The organism is Xanthobacter sp. NM-59 (assembly GCF_021401125.1).
Lineage (GTDB): Bacteria > Pseudomonadota > Alphaproteobacteria > Rhizobiales > Xanthobacteraceae > Xanthobacter.
This window is the reverse complement of the sequence record NZ_JACBFQ010000010.1, coordinates 57,503-80,889: the sequence shown is the minus strand read 5'-3', so window position 1 is coordinate 80,889 and position 23,387 is coordinate 57,503. Positions and strand designations below refer to the sequence as shown.

General features: G+C 69.1%; 20 protein-coding genes. 11 read left to right on the top strand and 9 right to left on the bottom strand.

All coding sequences use genetic code 11. The annotated features are described in order from the left end of the window. Nucleotides 1-4 precede the first annotated feature (4 nt). From L0966_RS16970 to L0966_RS16960, 3 genes are all read left to right on the top strand, one after another. On the top strand, nucleotides 5-1,429 hold the full coding sequence (locus L0966_RS16970) for an LLM class flavin-dependent oxidoreductase (RefSeq protein ID WP_234053154.1): 1,425 nt from the start codon (nucleotides 5-7) through the stop codon (nucleotides 1,427-1,429). Between the two features lie 18 nt (nucleotides 1,430-1,447). After that, nucleotides 1,448-2,266: an NADPH-dependent oxidoreductase gene (locus tag L0966_RS16965; protein WP_234053153.1), complete on the top strand. Its 819-nt coding sequence runs from the start codon at nucleotides 1,448-1,450 to the stop codon at nucleotides 2,264-2,266. Between the two features lie 470 nt (nucleotides 2,267-2,736). Continuing rightward, entirely contained in the window at nucleotides 2,737-4,095 is a 1,359-nt protein-coding gene (locus L0966_RS16960; protein ID WP_234053152.1) for an LLM class flavin-dependent oxidoreductase, read from the top strand. Nucleotides 4,096-4,116: 21 nt separating this feature from the next. Here L0966_RS16960 and L0966_RS16955 read toward each other — a convergent pair whose 3' ends face one another. Both L0966_RS16955 and L0966_RS16950 read right to left on the bottom strand, forming a co-directional pair. Then, the gene (locus L0966_RS16955) at nucleotides 4,117-5,289 is read right to left on the bottom strand and encodes a cytochrome-c peroxidase (protein ID WP_234053151.1); all 1,173 of its coding nucleotides are present in this window, start codon (nucleotides 5,287-5,289) and stop codon (nucleotides 4,117-4,119) included. 41 nt (nucleotides 5,290-5,330) lie between these two features. Continuing rightward, nucleotides 5,331-6,200, bottom strand: a complete 870-nt coding sequence (locus tag L0966_RS16950; protein ID WP_234053150.1) for a transporter substrate-binding domain-containing protein — start codon at nucleotides 6,198-6,200, stop codon at nucleotides 5,331-5,333. Nucleotides 6,201-6,386: 186 nt separating this feature from the next. Here L0966_RS16950 and L0966_RS16945 point away from each other — a divergent pair, with 186 nt between their 5' ends. From L0966_RS16945 to L0966_RS16930, 4 genes are all read left to right on the top strand, one after another. Further along, on the top strand, nucleotides 6,387-7,463 hold the full coding sequence (locus L0966_RS16945) for an ABC transporter substrate-binding protein (RefSeq protein ID WP_234053149.1): 1,077 nt from the start codon (nucleotides 6,387-6,389) through the stop codon (nucleotides 7,461-7,463). Nucleotides 7,464-7,536: 73 nt separating this feature from the next. After that, nucleotides 7,537-8,385: an ABC transporter permease gene (locus L0966_RS16940; RefSeq protein WP_234053148.1), complete on the top strand. Its 849-nt coding sequence runs from the start codon at nucleotides 7,537-7,539 to the stop codon at nucleotides 8,383-8,385. Between the two features lie 25 nt (nucleotides 8,386-8,410). Next, nucleotides 8,411-9,190 carry an ABC transporter ATP-binding protein gene (locus tag L0966_RS16935; RefSeq protein WP_234053147.1) on the top strand — a complete coding sequence of 260 codons (780 nt, stop codon included), beginning with the start codon at nucleotides 8,411-8,413 and terminating at the stop codon, nucleotides 9,188-9,190. Between the two features lie 89 nt (nucleotides 9,191-9,279). Then, nucleotides 9,280-9,669, top strand: a complete 390-nt coding sequence (locus tag L0966_RS16930) for a M48 family metallopeptidase (protein ID WP_234053146.1) — start codon at nucleotides 9,280-9,282, stop codon at nucleotides 9,667-9,669. A 155-nt stretch (nucleotides 9,670-9,824) separates the two neighbouring features. Here the strand turns inward: L0966_RS16930 and L0966_RS16925 are convergent, their stop codons facing one another. Genes L0966_RS16925 through L0966_RS16910 form a run of 4 tightly spaced genes read right to left on the bottom strand, consistent with a single transcriptional unit; the run spans nucleotide 9,825 to nucleotide 13,057 of the window. Further along, nucleotides 9,825-10,643 (bottom strand): ATP-binding cassette domain-containing protein, encoded by an 819-nt coding sequence (locus L0966_RS16925; RefSeq protein ID WP_234053145.1) that lies wholly within the window; start codon nucleotides 10,641-10,643, stop codon nucleotides 9,825-9,827. Beyond that, nucleotides 10,640-11,518, bottom strand: coding sequence for an aliphatic sulfonate ABC transporter permease SsuC (ssuC, locus tag L0966_RS16920; RefSeq protein ID WP_234053144.1), 879 nt, complete (start codon nucleotides 11,516-11,518; stop codon nucleotides 10,640-10,642). The genes L0966_RS16925 and ssuC overlap by 4 nt, the downstream gene beginning before the upstream one ends. An 11-nt stretch (nucleotides 11,519-11,529) precedes the next feature. After that, nucleotides 11,530-12,489, bottom strand: a complete 960-nt coding sequence (locus L0966_RS16915) for a sulfonate ABC transporter substrate-binding protein (protein WP_234053143.1) — start codon at nucleotides 12,487-12,489, stop codon at nucleotides 11,530-11,532. 28 nt (nucleotides 12,490-12,517) lie between these two features. Next, nucleotides 12,518-13,057 carry a flavin reductase family protein gene (locus L0966_RS16910; protein ID WP_234053142.1) on the bottom strand — a complete coding sequence of 180 codons (540 nt, stop codon included), beginning with the start codon at nucleotides 13,055-13,057 and terminating at the stop codon, nucleotides 12,518-12,520. A 209-nt stretch (nucleotides 13,058-13,266) separates the two neighbouring features. Here L0966_RS16910 and ssuD point away from each other — a divergent pair, with 209 nt between their 5' ends. Together ssuD and L0966_RS16900 are read left to right on the top strand one after the other, a co-directional pair. After that, a complete protein-coding gene (gene ssuD, locus L0966_RS16905) occupies nucleotides 13,267-14,466 on the top strand; it encodes an FMNH2-dependent alkanesulfonate monooxygenase (protein ID WP_234053141.1) in 1,200 nt (399 codons plus the stop codon). Between the two features lie 27 nt (nucleotides 14,467-14,493). After that, entirely contained in the window at nucleotides 14,494-15,948 is a 1,455-nt protein-coding gene (locus L0966_RS16900) for an FAD/NAD(P)-binding protein (RefSeq protein WP_234053140.1), read from the top strand. A gap of 296 nt (nucleotides 15,949-16,244) precedes the next feature. On the opposite strand, the gene L0966_RS16895 is transcribed toward L0966_RS16900, so the two are convergent. The 3 genes from L0966_RS16895 to L0966_RS16885 form a co-directional block, all read right to left on the bottom strand. Continuing rightward, the gene (locus tag L0966_RS16895) at nucleotides 16,245-16,508 is read right to left on the bottom strand and encodes a hypothetical protein (RefSeq protein WP_234053139.1); all 264 of its coding nucleotides are present in this window, start codon (nucleotides 16,506-16,508) and stop codon (nucleotides 16,245-16,247) included. Nucleotides 16,509-16,599: 91 nt separating this feature from the next. Continuing rightward, complete coding sequence (locus L0966_RS16890; RefSeq protein ID WP_234053138.1) at nucleotides 16,600-19,761, bottom strand: efflux RND transporter permease subunit; 3,162 nt, start codon at nucleotides 19,759-19,761, stop codon at nucleotides 16,600-16,602. Between the two features lie 10 nt (nucleotides 19,762-19,771). Beyond that, nucleotides 19,772-20,983, bottom strand: coding sequence for an efflux RND transporter periplasmic adaptor subunit (locus L0966_RS16885; protein ID WP_234053137.1), 1,212 nt, complete (start codon nucleotides 20,981-20,983; stop codon nucleotides 19,772-19,774). A 265-nt stretch (nucleotides 20,984-21,248) separates the two neighbouring features. Here L0966_RS16885 and L0966_RS16880 point away from each other — a divergent pair, with 265 nt between their 5' ends. Together L0966_RS16880 and L0966_RS16875 are read left to right on the top strand one after the other, a co-directional pair. Then, the gene (locus L0966_RS16880; RefSeq protein ID WP_234053136.1) at nucleotides 21,249-21,926 is read left to right on the top strand and encodes a response regulator transcription factor; all 678 of its coding nucleotides are present in this window, start codon (nucleotides 21,249-21,251) and stop codon (nucleotides 21,924-21,926) included. Beyond that, a complete protein-coding gene (locus L0966_RS16875) occupies nucleotides 21,919-23,367 on the top strand; it encodes a HAMP domain-containing sensor histidine kinase (RefSeq protein WP_234053135.1) in 1,449 nt (482 codons plus the stop codon). Before L0966_RS16880 ends, L0966_RS16875 begins: the two co-directional genes overlap by 8 nt. The last annotated feature ends 20 nt before the right edge of the window (nucleotides 23,368-23,387 follow it).

The window sequence follows — 23,387 nt, the reverse complement described above, 5'->3', positions numbered from 1 at the left end:
TGTCATGAGCCGATCGCGGCCCTTGCGCTTCAACGCCTTCAACATGGCGGCCCCGAGCCACACCTGGGCCGGCCTGTGGACCCATCCGCGCGACACGGCGGCGGACTACAACACCCTCGATTATTGGGTGAAGCTGGCCCGGACCGCCGAGCGCGGCCTGTTCGACGGCGTCTTCATCGCCGACGTGTTCGGCATCTATGACGTCTATGGTGGAAGCCCCGACACCGCGCTGCGCACCGCCGCGCAGACCCCGCAGATCGACCCGACACTGGTGGTGCCGACCATGGCCCATGCCACGCGGCATATCGGCTTCGGGGTGACCGCCAATCTCACCTACGAGCACCCCTATGCGTTCGCCCGCCGCTTCGCCACCCTGGACCACCTGACCGGCGGCCGGGTGGGCTGGAACGTGGTGACGGGCTATCTCGACAGCGGCGCCAAGGGCATGGGCCAGGCGGCCAACCGTGCCCACGATGCCCGCTATGAGGCGGCCGAGGATTTCCTCGCCGCCGTCTACCAGCTGTGGGAAGCGAGCTGGGAGGATGGCGCCGTGCGGCGCGACCGGGCGCGGGGCGTCTTCACCGATCCCGCGCGGGTGCATCGCATCGTCCATGACGGGCCCTATTACCAGGTGGACGGCATCCAGCTCACCGAGCCCTCGCCCCAGCGCACGCCGGTGCTGTTCCAGGCCGGCACTTCCGGGCGCGGGCGCGTCTTCGCAGCGCGCCATGCCGAGGGCATCTTTCTCAATGGCCAGACCCGGCCCATCCTCGCAGATGCGGTGAAGTCCATCCGCCAGGAGGCCGCCGCCGCCGGCCGCGATCCTTACGACATCCGCCTGTATGCGGGCGCCACCGTCATCGTGGCGCCGACCCGGGCCGAGGCCGAGGACCTGCTGGCGGATTATGCGCGCCATGTGGATACGGCCGGGCAGCTCGCTCTGCTGTCCGGCTGGACCGGGGTCGACCTGTCGAAGGCCGATCCCGATGAGCCCATCGCCTATGTGCAGAGCAATGCCATCCAGTCCACCCTGGAAAACCTGACCCTGCGCAGCACGGTGCCGCTGAAGGTGAAGGATCTGGCCACCCTGTCCGCCACCGGGGCGCGGGCGCCGTTCATCGTCGGCTCGCCGCGGGACGTGGCCGATGAGCTGATCTCCTGGGTGGAGGACACCGACGTGGACGGCTTCAACCTCAACCGGCTGGTCTCGCCGGAAACGCTTGAAGCGTTCGTGGATCTGGTGGTGCCCGAGCTCCAGGCGCGCGGCGTTTATCCTACCGCCTATGGCGAGGGGACATTGCGGCAGAAGCTGTTCCCCGGCCGCGGCGCGCGCCTGCCGGTCACCCATCCGGCGGCGGCCTTCCGCCGCGCGGGGGCGGCGGGCGCAACGGATGCCGCCGCGCCGGTCCCGAACGCCGTTTCCGCCTGATCCCCCGTGGAGGTTGCCATGTCGAACGCCAGATCCCTGCTCGACGCCCGCTACGGCGCGGCCGAGACGCCCCAGGGCATCCTGATCAATCCCACCATTGCCGGCCTCATCGCCCACCGCTCGGTGCGCGCCTTCCTGGACCGGCCGCTGCCGGAGGGACTGGTGGAAACCCTGGTGGCGGCGGCGCAATCGGCGCCGTCCTCCTCGAACCTGCAGACCTTCAGCGTGGTCGCGGTGGAGGATCCGGCCACCAAGGCCCGCCTGGCCGAGGTGGCCGGTGGCCAGAAGCATGTGATCGAGGCGCCGCTTGTGCTGGTCTGGCTGGCCGATTTGGCGCGGCTGGAGGAGATCGGCCGTCGCGCCGATGCCCCCACCGAAGGGCTGGATTATCTCGAGACCCTGTTCGTCGGCATCATCGATGCCGCATTGGCGGCGCAGAATGCTTTGGTCGCGCTCGAATCCCTGGGGCTCGGCGGGGTCTATATCGGCGCCCTGCGCAACCGGCCCCAGGAGGTGGCGGAGTTGCTGGGCCTGCCGCCCAATGTGCTCGGCGTGTTCGGCCTGTGCGTCGGCTATTCTGATCCCGCCCGCCCGGCGGAGGTGAAGCCGCGCCTCTCGCAGAAGCTGGTGCTGCATCGCGAGCGCTATGACGCCAGCCTGCCCGCCGCACCGCTGGAGCGTTACGAGGAAGCCCTGGCCGCATTCCAGCAGGGGCAGGGCCTGCCGCAGGTGGGCTGGGCCCGGACCGCCCTCCATCGCGTGCGTGGTCCGGGAGCCTTGAGCGGGCGCGACCGCATGCGCGAGGCGCTGGAGACGCTGGGATTCGGCCTGCGCTGAACCGATCCGGGTCGGCCCCTCCGCTGGCAAGGCATCGGCCCCGTCCGCGCCGGAGCGCGGGGCCGCCCGCGCGCTGCGCCCGGCGGTCCGAGCGCATGCGGGCCCCGGCCCCCGGCTCCGCCGCCTGAGCGGCCAATGATGGGCGCGGCGGCATGAACCGGGGGGTTGAGGCGTGCGGGGGTGGGGCGGGCGCCTGCCGGGGGCCGCAACGCGGATCGGCGCCCTGCCCCCACGGCCCTTCAGCTCACCGTCGACGGGGACGGCGGAGCGCGCCGGCGGATGGGGGGAGGCGGGCCTTGTTCTAAATACAATAAATTTTATTGATTTTATCAAATATAGAGATCAGGGTGGCTGCTCTCCCGCTGGTGGCCGCGCTCGAAAGCCGCCGCGGAAGCTGACCGCTTCACGAACGGTGGAGGGGCGAGGGGCTAGATGCCCTCGGCCCTCCCGAACGGCAATTCGAGGACGTTATGGCCAAGACCCGGCAGATCAAGCTCGGCGCGTTCCTGATGACGGACGGCCACCATATCGCAGCGTGGCGCCATCCCCGTTCGCCCGCCAATGCCCATGTGCGGGTTGACCATTATCTGCGCCTTGCGCGCCTGGCCGAGGCGGCGAAGCTCGACGCGCTGTTCCTGTCCGATGCGCTGGGCATCCGCGACACCAATATCCGCTCGGTGAGCCGGACGTCCCGCAATGTGGGCTTCGAGCCGCTGACCCTGCTGTCGGCCCTCTCGGTGGTGACCCACAATATTGGCCTCATCGGCACCGCCTCCACCTCCTTCAACGAGCCGTTCAACCTGGCCCGCCAGTTCGCGTCCCTCGACCTCATGAGCGGCGGGCGCGCCGGGTGGAACCTCGTCACCTCCGCCGGAGACGAGGAGGCGGCGAACTTCCGCGGTGATGGCCACCCGCCCCATGCCGCGCGCTATGACCGCGCCCGCGAGTTCGTGGAGGTGGTGAAGGGGCTGTGGAACAGCTGGGAGGACGACGCCTTCATCCGCGACAAGGTCTCGGGCGCCTTCTTCGATCCGGAGAAGCTCCACCCGCTGAACCACCATGGCCGTCATTTCTCGGTGCGCGGGCCGCTCAATGTCGCCCGCTCGCAGCAGGGCCATCCCGTGATCGTGCAGGCCGGCGCGTCCGAGGATGGGCGCGATCTGGCCGGCGCCAGCGCCGAAGTGGTGTTCGCCGCCCATCGCACCCTGGCCGAGGCCCGGGCTTTCTATGCCGACATCAAGGCCCGCGCCGCCAAGGCCGGGCGCGACCCGGACCATGTGAAGATCATGCCCGGCGTCTTCCCCGTCATCGGCCGGACGGAGGCGGAGGCGCGGGAGAAGTTCGAGGAACTGCAAGGGCTCATCGAGCCGCAGGTGGGGCTCCAGCTCCTGTCCACCATCATGGGCGTGCCCGACCTGTCCGGCTATGACGTGGACGGCCCGCTGCCCGATCTGCCCGAAACCAACGGGCCGAAGAGCCGCCAGCAATTGGTGATCGACGCCGCGCGGCGCGACAATCTCACCATCCGCCAGCTCTATCTGTCCATTGCCGGGGCGCGCGGCCATTGGCAGGTGGTGGGCACGCCGGAGCAGATCGCCGACCAGCTGGAAGAGCGCTTCGCGAAGGAGGGCGCCGACGGCTTCAACATCATGGCGCCGCACCTGCCGGGCGGGCTCGAGGACTTCATCGAGCAGGTGCTGCCCATCCTGCGTCGCCGGGGCCTGTTCCGAAAGGAATATGAGGGCACCACGCTACGCGAGAATCTCGGCTTGCCCTTTCCCGTCCACCCGGCCCACCGGGCGAGCGCCCCGGCCGTGGCGGCGGAATAGAGCCCCGTTGCGCTGGGCCCCTCATAATGTCCGGAGGAAGGCCACCAGCGCGGCTTTCTCCTCGGGCGAGAGGCCGAGCGGGCGGATGTGCGGGGAGCGCCGGGCCGCGTCCTGATGGAGCCGCCGGGCGGCCTCGGCGGCATCGCGCGCCCACACCTCGCCGCCGCCCCGGTCATAGAGGTTGACCACGCCTTCGAGGGTCGGAAACAGGCCGTTGTGCATATAGGGCGCGGTGGCCGCCACATGCCTCAGGCTGGGCGTGCGGAACCGGCCCGCATCCTCCGCCCGTCCGGTGACGTCGTGGCGCCCCAGATCCTGCGCCGGCTCGCCGAAGAAGGAGAGGCCGAGATTGTGGAAGCCCTCGTCGGTCAGCAGCGGCCCGAAGTGGCAATTCATGCAGCGCGCCTTGGTGCGGAAGAGGTGAAGGCCGTGCAGCTCGGTGCCGGTGAGCGCTGAGCGATCGCCGCGCAGGAAGCTGTCAAAGCGGCTCTGTGTGTCGAGGGTTTCGAGATACGCCACAAGCGCCGCCGCCAGGGTGCGCGGCGAGGCGCCTTCAGCGCCGTAGAGCGCGGCAAAGGCGGCGCCGTAGGTGCCGCGCGCGAGCTTGCCGCACAGCGCGCGCATATCCGCCGGCCCCATCTCCCGGGCGTCGGCGAGAGGGACCAGGACCCGCGCGGCCAGAGCGTGTTCGAACGAAGTGGATACCGGTTCGCGTGAAGAAAGCGCGTTGATGTCACGTTCCAGCGCGGTGCCGCGGCCGTCCCAGTCGAGATGGGTCCGTCGTGCTACCGAAAAGAGCGCGGGCGGGTTGCGCCGGCCCGGCTGGCCACCGACGCCAAGGCCCACCTTCCGCCCGACCGTGAAGCCCTGCGCCGGATCATGGCAATCGGCGCAGGCCACGCGCCCGTCGACAGACAGGCCGGGATCCGAGAACAGCCGCGCGCCCAGAGCGGCCTCTGGGCCGGGTGCCGGTGGCGCAGGCGGTGCCGCGAGTTCGCGGATGGTGCGACCCGGATCGATGGCGGCCGCCGGCCAGGTTTCCGGCGGCCCGGAATAGGCCTGGCGCAAGTCGGCGAGAAAGGCGGGTGGGGCGCCGTCCGTCCGTGGCCGGGGGGCGCTCGCGGCATTGGCCGGCATGGCGCGCAACCCTGGCCGCTCCGCCCCGGCATCCGCTCCAAGCAGGGTGAGCAGCATCAGCGCGGCCGCGGGGCCAGACCCGCGCGAGGCATGATGGTTCAATGGCAATCGGCAGCCACCTGATCGCGATAGACCTCGAACGAGACCGTCGAGGCCCACTTTTCAACCCGCTGGCGCCAGCGCGGGGGCGCGGCTGCGGTGGCGAGGATGCGTCCCATGGCCTCCGCGAGCCGGGCGTGCGCCGGCGCCACCGCCACCACCAGCGCGGTGGACTCCACCGGCGGCAGGGTGGCTGAGAATTTCTGCCACGAGGCCTTGGCGAGCAGTGGTTCGAGCAGCGCGCGGTCGTGGAGCGCCGCCACGCAGTCGCCGGTGCGCATCTGCATGAGCGCTGGGGCCGGCGCGCGCACGCTGGTCACCCTCGCCCCCAGGCGCTCGGCGAGTTCGCGGCCCTGGCCATTGGCCTGCGAGACGCAGACCGTCTGCCCCTTCAACGCGCCCCAGGATGTCAGCGGCCGATCCGAACGGGTGGCGAGGCTCTGGCCGGACTGGTAGCCGGTCTCGACGATGAGGGCGGCCTGGCGCAGCGGGTCATCCTCCGCGATGCGGGCCAGCACAAGGTCCACCTCGGTGGAGGCGAGCGCCCGAGCGGCGTCGCCGGGCGCGATGCGGACAAGCCGGTGCTCCACCCCGAAGCGCCCCGCGATCTCGGCGGCCAGGTCAAGCTCGAACCCCTCCTCCACATAGAGCCGCATGTCGGGCGTATCCGGCGGCGGCAGCCAGGGGACGCCGATCCGCAGCGGACGCTCGCCCAAAGCGCGCGCCAGGAGGGCTCCATCAATCCGCTCCGGCGGGGCGTCGACAACATGGGCTTGGAGTGGCCGCAAAGCGAGGGCGACTGTGATCGCGGCCCCGGAAAGCAGGAGAACCAACGCAAGAACAATGGGATGACGGGAAAGGAAGATCATTCTCGGACCACCGGCGAACACAGGGCGGGGGCTGGCTTTCGGGGCAGAGAAGGCACCGGTGCCGGACCCGTCAGGGGGAAAGGGACGAAAGACCGCTTGCTTTTGTACATAAAAATGATCGAATATATATAAATAGCAAGCCGGCTCATGCCGGAGCCCCCGATTTTCCTGCCAAGAGAACCCGCGATGCCCTCCTTCCGCACCCCGCCTGCCGGCCCGTTCAAGAGTGTTCTGTTCGGCCTTGGGCTCACCGTTGCCGCCGGTCCCGCTGGCGCCGCAGAAGCGCTGCCCGCCATCAATCTTCAGCTGACGCCCTGGACCGTGGTTGCGCAGGAGAAGGGCTTTTTCAAAGAAGAGTTCGCGCCCATCGGCACCACGAAGGTCAATCTCATCGCGTCGGGCGCGGCGGATCTGCTCGGCGCGGAATCGGCGGCGGTGAATGGCGGCGCCATCGCCATCGCCCAGCGCATGATTTATCCGGCGACCGTGCACCGGGCCAACGGGCTCGACGGCGTGGTGATCTGGGCCTCGGAGCCCTCCAACCGCTACCGCGCGCCCATCCTGGCCCGCGCCGACAACGACAAGATCAATTCAGTGGCCGACCTCGACGGCAAGTCGTTCGGCTCGTCCCGCATCTCCTGCTACTGGTCGTCGCCGTTCGAGATCACCACCAAGGCCGGCCTGCCCTTCGACTCCCGGGAGAAGAAGGGGCGCATCCGCTACACCTCCATCGACAATTCGGCGGTGGCCATCTCCTCCGTGCTCTCGGGCGCGACCGACGCGACCACCGCGCATCTCGCCGCCGGCGCCTTCACCGGGGCGTGGCTTTCCGGCCGGCTGAAGGTGGTGGGCCATTCGCCCGACGATGGCGTGTACGTGAACAATGCCGGGCGGGTGACCTACTTCGCCCGCAGGGACTTCGTGAACAAGTATCCCGAGGTGGTGAAGGCCTTCCTCGCGGCCCGCGAGAAGACCCGCGCCTGGACCCTCGACCATGTGGACGAGGCCGCCCAGATCATCTCCGACAAGACCCGCGTGCCGCTGGAGGTGGCCAAGTTCCAGATCACCCATGCGGGCGAGTGGGAGTTCATGGCCGGCGAGCCCAATGCCGACCGCGCGCGTTCCGCCATCAAGGCCTTCCAGGCCTGGTACGTGGCCAATGGCGACGACATCCTCGCCGAGCGGCAGCTGTCCGATGAGCAGGTGAATGCCTTCGTGGACGGCCGCTTCTTCGTCGGCGGCCCGTATTCCATTTACAACTGAGCGGCCGGCGGGAGCCCGGCTCCCGCCTGCTTGTCCTCATCGCCTGGTCGCGACACAGCACGACGAGACAGATATGGCCCACACTTCCGACACCATCGAGGCCGCGGCGGTCGAAGCCGGCACGGTGGACCTGCCGGCGCCCGCCGCTCCGGCCTGGGCCGGCTTGAGGCTGCCCAACCTCACCGGCTTCATCCTGCCCTTCCTCATCCTCGCCTTGTGGCAGATCGCGGCGGCCAACCGCTGGATCGATCCGGTGTTCCTGCCTGCTCCGCTCACAGTGGTCACCGCCTTCTGGACCATGGTGACCAAACAGCACCTGGCCTTCGATTTCCTGGCCTCCATCCGGATCGTGGGCCAGGCTTTCCTTTATGGCTCCCTGGCGGCGGTGGCGCTGGGCATCGCGGCGGGCCTGTCGCGGCGCGTTGAGGAATTCTTCGGGCCTACCTTCGACACCATCCGCCATATTCCCGGCATCGCCTGGCTGCCGCTGATCGTGCTGTGGCTCGGCATCGGCGCGCCGGCCAAGATCCTGGTCATCGCCAAGTCGGTGTTCTTCCCGGTGTTCCTCAATACTTTGCAGGGCATCCGCAATGTGGAGAAGAACTATATCGAGCTGGCGCAGGTGCTGACGCTCACGCGCTGGCAGCTGGTGCGCCGCGTGATCCTGCCCGCCGCCATGCCTTCCATCATGGTCTCGCTGCGCTATGCGGCGGGCCTCGCCTGGGCGTTGGTGGTGGTGGCGGAGGGCCTGTCGGGCCTCGAGGGGCTCGGCTTCCTCATCTTCCGCGCCCAAGGCCTGCTGCTCACCGATCAGCTGCTCGTGTGCATGATCATCATCGGCCTCGTGGGCTTTGCCATCGACCGCTCCATGTTCCTGGCCCAGAAACGGGTCCTGAAATGGAAACAGGGCTATGACGGCTGACCCCCGGAGCGAGAAAGGACCACCCATGGCCTCCCCAGCGCATCTTGAAATCCGCAATGTGTCGAAGACCTATGCGGTGCCCGGTCGCCCCCTCGTCCACGTGCTCTCCGGCGTCAGCTTCGACGTGGCGCCGGGCGCGTTCGTGTCCATCGTCGGCCCCTCGGGCTGCGGCAAGTCCACGCTGCTGCGGCTCATCATCGGCCTCGACGACACCTATCGCGGCGACATTCTGCTGAACGATACGCGCATCGCCGGCACCGCGCTCTCGCGCGGCATCGTGTTCCAGGACCACCGCCTGCTGCCCTGGCTCACATTGGAGCAGAACATCGCGCTGAGTTTGGAAAATGCGCGCCTGAGCGCGAAGGAGAAGGCCGCCACCGTGGCCGAGCATATTGCCCTGGTGGGGCTTTCGGGCTTCGAGAAGGCCTATCCCCACGAGCTGTCCGGCGGCATGGCGCAGCGCGCCGCCATCGCACGCGGGCTCGTCAACCGGCCGGAGATCCTGCTGCTCGACGAGCCGCTGGGCGCCCTCGATGCGCTCACGCGGGTGCACCTTCAAGGCGAGCTGCAGCGCATCTGGCAGGCGGAGGGCACCACCATGATCCTCGTCACCCACGACGTGGACGAGGCCATTTTTCTCAGCGACAGGGTGGTGGTGATGGCCGCCGGGCCGGGCCGCATTGTCGAAGAGGTTGCCGTGGATCTGCCCTTCCCCGGCGACCGGGCGGCCGGCGACTTCGCGGCCGTGAAGCGCCGCATCCTCACCGCCATGGGAGAGGACGGGCGATCCGTGCACGCCGCGTGAGGCGGCGCGCGGCACGCCGGACGGGCGGCCTTTGCGCCGCCCTTCTCGCAGCCCTTCTCCCCCTTGCGCTGGCGGTTGAAGCCGCCGCCATGGACACGGCGCCCTCCACCGACCTGCCGGATCTGTCGGAGAGCCGCGCGGCGGTCTATGCCGGCGATTATGAGCGCGCGCTGGCGCTGCTGATGCCGCTCACCGCCACCGTGCGGCACGCCGACCTCTATAATCTGCTGGGCTTCGCCAACCGCAGCCTCAAGCGAAATGACGAAGCCGCACGCTGGTACAAGGAAGCGCTGTTCTATGATCCCGGCCATCGCCCGGCGCTGGAATATCAGGGCGAGCTGTTCATCGCGGTCGGGGATTTCGACCGGGCGGAGAAGAATCTGGAGCTGCTGCGGCTGCTGTGCTTCCCCGACGGGTGCGAGCCCCATGAGAGGCTGCGCAAGGCCCTGATCGCCGCCGGCCGACCCCAAGGGGGATAGAACTTCCTCACACCACGCGCGCGTCGGCTCGCATAAGACAGACGCGCCAACTCAACACGCGAGGGCATGTCATCCACCCCGCAAAAAGGGGGAGATGCTCCCCCTTCTCCGCAGAACCTGCGCCTCCGCACGCTGCTCTCGTGCTCGCCCGGGTGTCACACGGCGGCGAGGATGCGGCGTTGCAGCTCCAGAGCTTCGGTGGTGGCGGACGCGCGCGGGCGGGGCAGGTCCACGCTCACGTCGAGGGCGACCTCGCCCTGGCGGAGCACCACCACCCGGTCGGCCAGGGCCACCGCTTCGGCTACGTCATGGGTGATGAGCACCGCGGTGAAGCCGTGCTCGGTCCAGATCCGCTCGATGAGGCGGTGCATCTCGCTCCGGGTCAAGGCGTCGAGGGCGCCGAAGGGCTCGTCCAGCAGCAGCACGCCGGGGCGGGACACGAGCGCCCGCGCCAAGGCCACGCGCTGCTTCTGCCCGCCCGAGAGCACGCTGGGCCAGTCGCGCCCGCGGTCGGCAAGGCCCACATCGCGCAGCGCGGCATCGGCCGCCTCGCGCCAGCCGGGACCACGGGCGATGCCCACATTGGCAAGCACACGCTGCCAGGGGGCCAGCCGCGGATCCTGGAACAGCAGCCGCACCTGGGGCATCAGGCCGTTCACCTTCGTGTCGCCCACGAAAACCTCGCCGGAGGTCGCGAGGTCAAGACCGCAGACGAGGCGCATGAGCGTGGTCTTGCCACCGCCGGAGCGCCCGACCACGGCGACGAACTGGCCGGCGGGGATGTCCAGATTGAGCCGGCGCAGCACCGGCCGGTCGCCGAAGCTCTTGGTGACGCCGTCCAGCCGAACGGGTGAGCCCGCCCAGCGGAGGGAGGGCTCGGGCGGCGGCGCGGCGGGGCGGAAGGTGCCGCGGATGTCCGCCGATTGGGCGGGTGCCGTGGCGGAGCCGGGCCGTGGAGCGAAGGCCTCGCTCATGCGATGCCTCCCGCCTCGCCTTGATAGGCGGGGTGCCAGGCCAGCGCCCGGCGCTCGATGGCACGGGTGAGGCTGTCGGCCAGCTTGCCGAGCAGGGCGTAGGCGACCACCCCCAGCACCACCACGTCGGTCTGCAGGAATTCGCGGGCGTTCATGGTCATGTAGCCGATGCCGGAGGTGGAGGAGATGGTTTCCGCCACGATCAGCGTCAGCCACATGATGCCCAGCGCATAGCGCAGCCCCACCAGGATGGAGGGCAGCGCCCCAGGCAGCACGATGCGCAGGAACAGGGCGCCGGGCGGGAGCCCGTAGACCCGCGCCATCTCCACCAGCCCCCGGTCGACCGTGCGGATGCCGTGGAAGGTGTTGAGATAGATGGGGAAGGCGACGCCGATGGCGACAAGGAAGATCTTGGCTTCCTCATCGATGCCGAACCACAGGATCACCAGCGGGATGATGGCGAGGTGCGGCACATTGCGCAGCATCTGCAGGGTGGAATCGAAAATGGTCTCCGCGGGCCGCCACACCCCGTTGAGCACCCCGAGGGCGAGGCCGACGGCGCCGCCGATGGCGAGCCCGACCAGAGCCCGCCCGGTGGAGACGGAGATATTGGCGAGCAGTGATCCGTCCTTCAGCGTCCGCCAGAAGGCCAGCGCGACATCGCTGGGGGCCGGCAGCACCCGCGTGGACAGGAGGCCAAGGCTCGCCGCCGCCTGCCAGGCGATCAGCGCACCGAGCGGCAGGGCCCAGGGCAGCAACGCGCGGCTGACGGACCGGACGTAAGCCGTTATCCGGGGCACGCTGGGCTCCCTGGCCTGGGGGTGGCTTTCGGCGGCGGAGGGAGATGCCGCCGCCGAAGTCAGGGTGGAGCTCATGGCCGGTGCCTTCAGGACTTCGGCGGCCGGAGCGCGTCGGAAATGCGGATGGGCTTGGGAATGAGGCCCAGGGTGAAGAAGGCGTCCGCCACCTTCTGCTGCGCCGCCGCCACCTCGGGCGTCACCGGCTTCACATCATATTGCTGGCGGGCCAGGGTCACTTCCAGGACCGGCGCGGGAATCCCGATGAGGGGCGAGAACTGCGCGGCCGCCGCCTTCGGATTGGCCGTCACCCAGGCCCCGATCTCGGCGACGCCGTCGAGGATCGCGTCCACCACCTGCGGCGCGCGCTCGGCGAACGCCTTGGTGGTGAAATAGAACTGGTAGTTGGAAACGATGCCGGTGCCGTCGGCCAGGGTGCGGGCCTCAATGGTCTTTTCAGCGGCCGCCTGGAACGGGTCCCAGATGGCCCAGGCGTCCACCGAACCGCGCTCGAAGGCGGCGCGGCCATCGGCCGGGGTCAGGAAGGCGGTCTTGATGTCGGCATAGGGCACGCCCGCCTTCTCCAGCGCCTTCACCAGCAGGTAGTGCACGTTGGAGCCCTTGTTGAGGGCCACCGTCTTGCCCTTGAGATCGGCCACGCTCTTCAGCGGGCTGTCCTTGGGCACCAGGATGGCCTCGCCGGTGGGCGCGGCGGGCTCGTAGCCCACATAGACCAAAGGCGCGCCGGCCGCCTGGGCGAAGATGGGCGGTGCCTCGCCGGTATTGCCGAAGTCCACGGCCCCGGCATTGAGCGCCTCCAGCAGCTGCGGACCGGCCGGGAACTCGGCCCACTTCACGGTGTAGCCCAAGGGCTTCAGCCGCTCTTCCAGCAGGCCCTTGTTCTTGAGCAGGATGAGGGTGCCGTACTTCTGGTAGCCGATGCGCACCACCTTTTCCTGCGCCAATGCGGGCGCGGAGGGGAGGGCAAGGCTGCCGGCCAGGGCTGCGGCGGCGAGGGCAAAGCGGCGGCGGGTGATGCCGGATGTCATGGGCGAAACCCCTTGCTTCAAGACTGGATCAGAGGGCGAGGCTGCGATAGCCGCCGGCCCAGTAGAGGAGCGGCTCGGCATTTTCGGTGACGCGCGAGGCCACCACCCGGCCGATGACGATGACGTGGGAGTGCCGCTCGATGGCGTCTTCCAGCTCGCAGTCGAAGGCGGCGAGGGCGTCGGCTAGCACCGGGGCGCCGGTGGAAAGGCGGGTCCAGTCGGCGCCTTCATAGCGCGCGGGGCCCTTCAGTCCGTCCTGGCCGGCGAAGCGGCCGGCCACCTCCTCGTGCTGCGGGCGCAGCACATTGATGGCGAAGGTCCGGTGCTTCAGCAGCGCCGCCAAAGAGGAGGCGGTGCGGTTCACGCAGATGAGCAGGGTCGGCGGTTCCACCGACACCGAGCTCACCGAGGTCGCGGTGAGCCCCGTGCGCTCTTCGCCCGCGCCGACGGTGAGGACGCTCACCGCCCCGGCGAGCTTGCGCATGGCGGCGCGGAAGGCGAGCGAAGCCGGCGGCAGCACGGCGGTCGTGGTGGCGGCGGCAGCATCCGCAGTGGAGTGAGCGTTCATCTTTAAGCTCTCGGTAGGCATGCGGGCACCGGACCTGCATCGGCGATGCCGGCCCCTCGGGTGGTCTGAACCGCCTTCGGAACGGGCCGAAAGCGGCGGATCGGAAAAAAGGATAGACAGGCTGCCTTCATGTAGTCAATAATTTCTACGGATTTTATAAATTATAGATCGCGCGCGGTTCCCGTTGCCGATCCGCCTGGAGCACGCCCATGTCCGTGAACGCCGTCGAGCCGTCCCTGCCCGCTGCCGAGCAGGCCAATGTCCTGTGGTTCCTACCCACCCACGGCGACGGCCACTATCTTGGTACCTCGCACAAGGCGCGTGAGGTGAACCTTGCTTATCTGAGGCAGATCGCGCAGGCGGCGGACCAGCTCGGCTATTACGGCGTGCTGATCCCCACCGGGCGCTCGTGCGAGGATTCCTGGATCGTCGCCTCGGCGCTGGCGGGCTTCACGGAGCGGCTGCGTTTCCTGGTGGCGGTCCGGCCGGGCCTGCTCTCGCCGGCGGTGGCCGCGCGCATGACGGCAACGCTGGACCGCATCTCTGGCGGGCGGGCGCTGATCAATGTGGTCACCGGCGGCGATCCGGTGGAGAATCGCGGCGACGGCTTCTTCTCCGACCATGCGGAACGTTATGAAATCACAGCCGAATTCATCGACGTCTACACCCGCCTGCTGAAGGGCGATGAGGTCACCTTCGAGGGCAAGCACCTGAAGGTGGAGGGCGGCAAGCTGCTCTATCCGCCGGTGCAGCAGCCCCATCCGCCGCTGTATTTCGGCGGCTCCTCCGCGCCCGCCCATGATGTGGCGGCACGGCAGGTGCAGAAGTATCTCAGCTGGGGCGAGCCGCCGGCGCAGGTGGCCGCCAAGATCCGCGATATCCGCGCCCGCGCCGCCGCCCTGGGCCGGGAGGTGACGTTCGGCATCCGCCTGCATGTGATCGTCCGTGATACGCAGGCCGAGGCCTGGGCGGCGGCCGACGAACTCATCCGCTACGTGGACGATAAGACCATCGCCGATGCGCAGCAGGTGTTCTCGCGCATGGATTCGGAAGGGCAGCGGCGGATGAGCGCGCTGCACGGCGGGCGTCGTGACCGGCTGGAGGTTGTCCCCAACCTGTGGGCCGGCGTCGGCCTCGTGCGCGGTGGCGCGGGCACGGCCCTGGTGGGCGACCCTGAGACGGTGGCGCAGCGCATGAAGGAATACATGGCCATCGGCATCGATACCTTCGTGCTCTCCGGCTATCCGCATCTGGAGGAGGCCTACCGGTTCGGCGAGAGCGTCCTGCCGCTGCTGCCGCGCGCCGCCGAAACCGGGGCCCCGGGGGCGGTGACCAACCATCGCGGGCCGTTCGGCGAGATCATCGGCAATGCCATCGTCCCGGTGGAACGCCGCGCGTCGGCGTCCTGAGCCTGGCCCGAGGGGAGCGGACGAGGCATGTTGAATCGGGTCAGGTCGCGGCGATCCGCGATTATCGTCGGCGGTGGCTTCAGCGGAACTCTGTTCGCACTCCTGGCGGTCGCCTCGCGCGGCCTCGACGTGGTGCTGGTGGAGCGTACCCGGGAGGCCGGGCGGGGGCTGGCCTATGGGGCCTGCGACCCCATCCACCTGCTCAATGTGCCCGTGGCGCGCATGGAACTGGGGCTGAAGCCCGGCTTCGCGCAGTGGTTGGCGGCGTCGGGCGCCGACCTTGCGGAGGCGCTGGAGGAAGCCGGCGGGGATCTCGCCTCCGCCTACGTGCCGCGCGCCCTGTTCGGCGCCTATCTCGCCGAGCGGCTCGAAGAGGCCATCGCGGCCCATGATGGACGGCTTCGGCGTGTGCGCGGGCAGGTCGTGCGTGTCGGTGACCGCCCCATGCCCTTCGTCCAGCTTGCCGACGGTCGGCGCATCGAGGGCGACCATGTGGTTCTTGCGACCGGAAACCTTCCGCCAAAACCGCCGCGATCGCGCGACCATGGGGTGTATGACAGTCCGCTATTCGTGCCGGACCCGTGGTGCCGGGCGGATCTGAACACCGTGCCGTCCGATGCGCCGGTGCTGCTGATCGGTTCCGGGCTGACCATGGTGGATGTGGCCCTGAGGCTTGCGGCGCGCGGGCACCGTGGGCCGCTCTGGAGCGTGTCGCGCCATGGCCTCCTGCCACACAGCCATGTGGCGGCCGGCAATCCCGGTGTCGAGCCCTTTCTCGACCCGGCCGAGGCCGGCGATCCGGCGCGAGCGCTGCGCCTGGTGCGGGCCATGGTGGCGCAGGCGGCTGAAAAGGGCGTGCCCTGGCAGAAGGTGATGGACGCGGTGCGCCCTTCGGCGGCGGCTGTCTGGAGCAACTGGACGCGGGTGGCGCAGGCCCGCTTTCTGCGGCATGCCCGCACCTATTGGGACATCCACCGCCACCGCATGGCCCCGCGCATCGCGCGGCGTCTGCGCGGCCTTGTCGAGGCCGGTCAGCTCCGGGTCATGGCGGGGCGCCTGTCCGCCCTGGAGCCGGTGCCGGGGGGCATCGCGGCAACCTTGAAGCTGCAGCGCACCGGCCGAACGCTGACCTTGGAGGTGCTGCGGGTCATCAACTGCACCGGTCCGCGGTCCGATTTCGCCGGGCTCGCCGTGCCGCCCTTCGACGGACTGCGTGAGGCGGGACACATTGTCCCCGATCCCTTGGGGCTTGGCATCTCAACCCGGGCCTCGGCGGTTCTGGATCGCTACGGCCACCCCTCGGACTGGCTGTTCGCGGTGGGGCCCCTCACGCGCCCATCCTACTGGGAGGTCACCGCCGTGCCGGAAATTGCCGTGCAGGTTCAGCGGCTGGTGGAAGCTCTCTGCCGGACGTCGGGGCCGTTGCGCCGGAACGAGGCGCAGCTTCTCAACGACTTCGTCAATCTTGGCGAAGGCATATGATGTCTCTGGAGGGAGCGTCGTGAGACGGTCTCAGCGAGTTCATTGCGATGCGGCGGGGCGCCAATATTCGATCCGCTCGCGCGTGCCGGTCCAAATAAACGCTTGGTCGTGGATGACAGGGAGATCTCGTGGGGGCTTTGTTTTGCATTCCGCACGACAAGCCACTTCCTAAGCTTTCTTGACGGGTCTCCACCTCGCGCGAAAACGCTCTCAGCCCCCTTCCCCAAGGCCGCCGACGCGAGGCGGGTCGCCTGTGGCGCTCGGCCTGCGGCCCTGGGGTGGGCAGGACGGTTTGTTTATTTGGCGTTGCCGTCCTGTTTCACTTCGAGCTGCCGGCGGGCCTCGCTGCATTTGGTGGACTTCGCGTTGCCGCTGCCGTTCGCCGGATGGCAGAGCCCCAGCTGGACATCGCGGAAGTCGTGCTTGGCCCGCGCGCGGTAGGTCTGCGGGCGAGGATCAAGGGCGTTGGCGGTGTCGGCCAGGGGCACGGACAGCAGCATCACCGACGCGAGGGCTGCTCCCGCCGACATGGTCGGCCGCATGCGGATGGAGTTCTTCATTTTATTTTTCCTTTTGGAATGAAGGGGAAGGGGCCGGCCGCAGGCGACGCGGGCCTTGCTTTCGCGGTTCTGGCGCGGAGCGCGGACGCGTTCATGCGGCGTGCTCCTCGATCCGGGCCGGGGCGCTCGCCGGGGCTGCCGGCTGCCCCGGCCAATGCCGGCGGCGGGCCTGGCGCGCCCAGGGGCGGCGGAAGTCGAAGGTGGCGACGTAAGGGTAGATGACCGGCAGCACCACCAGGGTGAGCAGGGTGGCCGAGACCAGCCCGCCGATGACCACGGTGGCGAGCGGGCGCTGCACCTCGGCGCCGGCGCTGGTGGACACCGCCATGGGCAGGAAGCCGAGGCTGGCCACCAGGGCCGTCATCATCACCGGCCGCAGGCGCATGGCGGCGGCCTTCTGGGCGGCGGCGCGGGGCGAGAGGCCGTGCGCCTCCTCGTCGCGCACATAGCTCATCAGCACCACGCCGTTCAGGATGGCGATGCCGAAGGTGGCGATGAAGCCGATGGCGGCGGAGATGGAGAACGGCATGTCCCGCAGATAGAGCGCGATGATGCCACCCGTGGCCGCCACCGGCACGTTGAGGAAGATGAGCGCCGCGACCCGCGCGTCACCGAACATCACCACCAGCGCCACGGCGATGGCCGCCATGGCTGCCGGCACCACGATGGCGAGCCGCGCGGTTGCCGCCTGCATGTTCTGGAACTGGCCGCTCCAGACCATGGAATAGCGCGGCGGCAGCTTTACCTTCGCGGCGACGGCGGCTTCCGCCTCGGCCACGAAGCTCTGCACGTCGCGGCCGCGCACATTGGCCTGCACCGAGATGCGGCGCTGCAGGCGGTCGCGGCTTATCTGGGCCGGGCCTGAGGCCACTTCCACCGAGGCGACGCGGGACAGCGGCACCATGGCGCGCCCGGAGCGGCCCACCGGCAGGTTGCGCAGCCGCTCGGCATCGCCCCGGTCCTCGGGCGGCACCCGCACCACGATGTCGGTGATGGAATTGTCGTCGCCATAGACCATGCCGGCGGTGCGCCCACCGATGCTCTCGACCACGTCGAGGATCTCGGACACGTTGATGCCGTAGCGCGCGGCCATGGCGCGATCGATGGTGATGGAGAAGGAGGATTGGCCCGCCTGGGATTCCGCCTTCACGTCGGCGGCGCCCTCGATGCCGGAGACCACCCGCACGATCTCGTCTGCCTTCTCGCGCAGCACCTTCAGGTCATCGCCATAGAGGCTGATGGCCACGTCGCCGCGAATGCCTTCCAACAGGTCGTCCATGCGCATCTGGATCGGCTGGGAGAAGCTGAAGGAGACGCCGGGCACCTTGGCCCGCAAGCGCTCGTCCATGGCGGCCACCAGCTCGTTCTGGGTGTGGGCGGTGGTCCAGGTGGAGGGGTCGTTGAGGGTGATGAAGGTGTCGGTGGCCTCGACCCCCATGGGGTCGGTGGGGATCTCGGCGCTGCCGGTGAGGGACACCACGCGCTTGACCTCGGGAAACTCCTTCAACACCTGCTCCATGCGCGTCACCGTGCGGATCGACGCTTCGAGGTTGATGCCCGGCAGCTTCTCCGAGGTGATGACGATGGAGCCCTCCGACAGCTTGGGCAGGAACTCGCCGCCCAGCCGGCTCGCCAGGAACACGCTGACGCCGAACACCGCGAGCGTCAGCGCCACCGTCATCGCCGGATGGCGGGTCGCGCGCTGGAGCGTGGGCGTGTAGAGCCAGCGGGCGCCGCGCACGAGCCGCGTCTCATGCTCATTGATGCGCCCGCGCGCCAGGAACAGGGCGGCCAGGGCGGGGACCACCGTCATGGTCAGCACCAGCGATCCGGCGAGCGCCAGGATCACGGTGATGGCCATGGGGCGGAACATCTTGCCCGCCACCCCGTCCAGCGACAGGATCGGCACATAGACCACGATGATGATGGCCACCGCGAAGGCGATGGGCTTGGCCACCTCCGTGGTGGCATCGCGGATCACCTCATAGGCATTGCGGCCCGGCTCCTCGGCCCGGCGGCGCATCACGTTCTCGATCATCACCACCGCGCCGTCGACGATCAGGCCGAAGTCGATGGCGCCCAGGCTCATGAGGTTGCCGGAAAGGCCCAGCGCCCGCATGCCGGCGAAGGCGATGAGCATGGACAGCGGGATGGCGGCCGCCACGATGAGGCCCGCGCGCAGATTGCCGAGGATCAGCAGCAGCACCACGATGACCAGCACCGCGCCTTCCACCAGATTGTGCGTCACCGTGGTGATGGTGCGCTCCACGAGGGTGGACCGGTCGTAGAAGGGGCGGATCTCCACCCCCGGCGGCAACTGGGCGTCGAGGTCGGCCACCGTTTCCTTGATGGCGTTGACCACGGCGCTGGCATTGGCGCCGTACTGCATCATCACCACGCCCACCACGGTCTCGCCGGCGGCATCGTGGGTCACCGCGCCCAGGCGCACCTTGGGGGCCTCCACCACCTCGCCCAGGGTGCGCACGGTGATGGGCACGCCGCCTTCGCCGGTGGCCACCACGATTTCGGCGATATCGTCCATGGTCTTCACCAGGCCAAGCCCGCGAATGACCTCCTGCTGGTCGTTGTGGCTGAGATAGGCGCCGCCGCGCGCGGAATTGTTCTGCTCCAGCGCGGCGAAGAGCTGGGCCATGGTGACGCCGTAGCGGCGCAGGGCGTCGGACGAGACGCGCACCTCATAGGTGGGCATCTCGCCGCCATAGATGTTCACGTCGGCGACGCCGGGGGTGAGGCGCAGGCGGGGCGCGATGGTCCATTGCAGCAGGCGCCGCAGGGCCATGGGCGAATAGCCGGGCCCGCGCACCTCGAACTGATAGACCTCGCCGAGGCCGGTGGCCATGGGGCCCATCTGCGGATCGCCCACGCCGGGCGGCATCATGGCCTTGGCCTGGGTGAGGCGCTGGAACACGTCGTCGCGCGCCTGGGCGAGCGGCATCCCTTCCTCGAACGTGGCGTAGACCGCCGAGACGCCGAACCGGGACACCGAGCGCACGCTCTCCAGTCCCTGCGCGCCGGCCAGGGCGTTCTCCACCGGGAAGGTCACGAGGCGTTCCACCTCCAGCGGGCCGAGGCCGGGCGACTGGGTGAGGATCATCACCTGCTTGGGCGAAATGTCGGGAACCGCGTCCACCGAAAGGGATTTGACGCTGATGAGGCCGGCAATGGCACCGGCCAGCACCAGCACCAGGATGAGCCGGCGGCGGGCGATGAGGAGGGAGAACCAGGCTTTCATGGATGTGTCCTCACTCCTCGGAGCCGAGCAGGGCGCGCAGCAGCACCGCCTTCAAGGCGAAGCTGCCGGTGCCGGCCACGGTCTCGCCGGCGGCGACACCCTCGCGCAGCTCCACCCAGTCGGTGCGCTGCAGGCCGAGCTTCACCGGGCGGCGCTCAAACGTGCCGTCGGGGCGCTCCACGAACACCACGGGGCCGTCCTCGGTCTGCTGGACGGCGCCCGCGGGCACGGTGACGCCGCGCCGGCCGAGATCGGCGGTGATCTCGGCGGTGACATACATGTTGGCCTTCAGCGCCCCGCCGGGATTGGCGATCTCGATGCGCGCGGGGGCGGTGTTGGTGGTGGGGTCGAGCGCCGGGTTCACCGAGGCGACGCGGCCTTCATATTGCCGCTCCACCACGCCGGGCGCCGTCACCACGGCCGGGTCGCCGGCCTTCACGACCGCGATGTCGTCGCCGAACAGGTTGGCCTTCACCAGCACCTGCGAGGGGTCGGCGATGGTGAGGGCGTCGCGGCCCGTGTCCACCACGTCGCCGAGGGTCACGGCCAGGTCCACCACCACGCCGGAAATGGGGGAGATGATGGCGCTGGTGCCGGGATCTTCCCCCGGTGGGGGAGCCAGGCGCTCATACTGGGCGGCGTAAAGGTCCACCTGGGCCTGGGCGGATTGGACGGCGGCGCGGGCCTTGGCGGCATCCACCTGCCGCCGCTCCAGGTCGATCTGCGCCACGCGCCCGTTCTGGATGAGGACATTGCCACGGTCGAGCGCGGTCTCGGCGATCTTGGCGGCAACCTGCGCCTCCGCCAGGGCCGCCTTGGCGGCGGCGAGGCCATTGCGCGCGTCGAGCACGCCGCTGGCGTCGAGGGTGGCAAGGACCGCGCCAGCCTTCACCTGGTCGCCGGGACGCACGGCGAGGGACAGCACGCGCCCCTGGGTGCGCGGCTTCACACGGGCCACGCGCCGCTCGTCGAAGGCGACCATGCCGGGGGTGCGGATGACCTTCCGGATCTCGCGCTCTTGCGCCTTGGCGGTGGTGATGCCGAGCTCCTCACGCAGCTGGGGGGCCAGGCTCACCACATTGCCGTCGACCTGCGGGGGCGCGGCCTGCGCGGCATTCGCCGGCGGCGCCGCGGTGGCGGCGGGCGGTATGTAATGGGAGGCGGTTGCGCCCAGCGCGGCGAGTGCAGCACTGACGATAATGCCTTTTTGAATTGTATTCATGCGTCTTCAGTCCACGCAGACAGTTGTCGTCATGTGATGCGGATCGCCGATTTGCTTCGTCTGCACGAGGGTGGCGTCATTCGACAGGCGCACCTCTTCCGTTCACCGGCCACACAGGCCCGGCAGCGGATCGCAGCGATGTCTTTAAACGTCATGGCGCCGATCGGAGCCATTAAATTCGAGTTTAGAGTTATCTCGCCCGGGAATGCGCTATGACTTTAGGCATCAGCCGGCCATGCGAGGAAAAACCGGCGAAGGACGTGGGATGGCCAAGGTATTATTGATCGAGGATGACCGGGAAACCGCCGAGGAGGTGGTTGCGGACCTGCGCGGGCGCGGGCACGAGGTGCAGTGGGCTGACACCGGCCCCACCGGCCTCGACCTCGCCCGGGACCGGAGCTGGGACATTCTCGTCACCGACCGGCTGTTGCCGGGGCGGGACGGGTTGAGCGTGCTTCAGGATTTGCGGAGCGAGGGGGTGCGCACGCCGGCTTTGGTGCTGAGCGCGCTCAGCAGCGTGGACGAGCGCATTCGCGGTCTCCGCGCGGGCGGGGATGACTACCTCGTCAAGCCGTTCGCCTTCGCCGAGCTGGCGGCGCGCATCGAGGCGCTGCTGCGGCGGCCGGCGGAGCCGAAGGAAACCCTGCTGCGTGTGGGCTCGCTGGAGCTGGACCTCATCTCCTCCACCGCCAAGCGCGGCGGGCGCGAGATCGAGCTTTTGCCGCGCGAATACAGACTTTTGGAATACATGATGCGGCGCCCGGGCCAGACCATCACGCGCGCCATGCTGTTCCAGGATGTGTGGAACTATAATTTCGTGCCGAAATCCAATCTCGTGGATGTCCATATCGGGCGTCTGCGGCACAAGCTCGATGGACCGGGTGAGCCGAGCCTGATCCAGAACGTTCGCGGTGTCGGCTTCGTCTTCAGCCCCGATGCATAGTCTCTTCAAGACCACCGCTTTTCGCTGGGCATTCGCCATCGCGCTCTGGTCGGCGCTGCTTTCGCTCGCTCTGTTCGCCTTCGTGTATTGGCGCACGGTGACGTTCGCGCGCGAGCAGCTCGACCATATGGTGCTGCACGAGGCGCAGTTCGCCGCCGCGGCCCCCGCGGAAAGCGCGCACCGGCTGCAGATGTGGCTGATGGAAGACCTGCACAGCGTGCGCTTCGCCGCCTTGTTCGCGCCCGATGGGCGGCCGGTCGCCGGCAATCTGGGATACTTCCCGGCGGGGCTGCCCACCGACGGCGTCGCCCGGCGCATCCAGATGACGGTGCAGCTTGCCGGGCAGAGCGTTTCCGAGGAGCTTCGGGCGGTGGCCGTGCGGCTCGACGACGGGCAGCGACTGGTGGTCGCCCACGATTTGGACGAGGTGCAGCGTGGCCGCAGCGTGATGATGCGGGCCCTGGCGCTGGCGGCGGCGCCGACGCTGCTGCTCTCCATTCTCGGCGGCGTGGTGCTGGCCGCGCAGGCCCGCCGGCGCGTGTCCTCGGTCGAAGCGGTGCTTGCCAAGCTGATGCGCGGGGATCTGCAGCATCGCCTGCCGGTGAACGGGACGGGCGATGAATTCGACCGGCTGTCCGCCGGCGTGAATGTGCTGCTGGCGGAGATCGAGCGGCTCATGGACGAGGTGCGCGGGGTGGGCGACAGCATTGCCCATGACCTGCGCACGCCGCTCACCCGCCTGCGCGCGCGGCTGGAGCGCAGCCGCGACGGGGCGCGGAGCATCGAGGAGTTCCAGCAGACCATCGACCAGGCGCTGGTCTGGCTCGACCAGACCCTGGCCCTCATCACCGCCGTGCTGCGCATCGGCGAGATCGAGCACGAGCGCCGCCGGGCTGCTTTCCAGCCCTTCGACCTCGCCCCGATGCTGCGCGAGGTGGCTGAGCTCTATGAGCCGACGGCGGAGGAAAAGGCGATCCGCATGACCGTCGACATCTCGGCGCGGGATGCGGTGGTGACCGGCGATTGCGACCTGATCTTCGAAGCCGTGGCCAACCTCGTGGACAATGCCGTGAAGTTCACGCCCGAGGGTGGCGCCGTGCGGCTGGGGCTTCAGGAGGTGGAGGGCGCACCGGTGATCAGCGTGGAGGATACCGGGCCCGGCATTCCGGTGCAGGAGCGGGACCAGGTGTTCAAGCGCTTCTACCGCTCGGCCCCGGAACGGCACATTGATGGCAACGGGCTGGGCCTCAGCATCGTCGCGGCCATTGCCGCACTCCATGACTTCACTGTTCGGGTGGTGGAAGCGCCCGGCGGCGGCTGCCGGTTCGAGCTGGTCTGCCCCCGCTCGCCCGACGCCGACCGTGATGGGGGACGCGGCCGCGGAGCCAGGCGCATTGGGACCGGCGACGGCCTCCTGGCCTGCCGCCCGGCGCGAACCTGAGCCGGAGTTTCAACGACGCG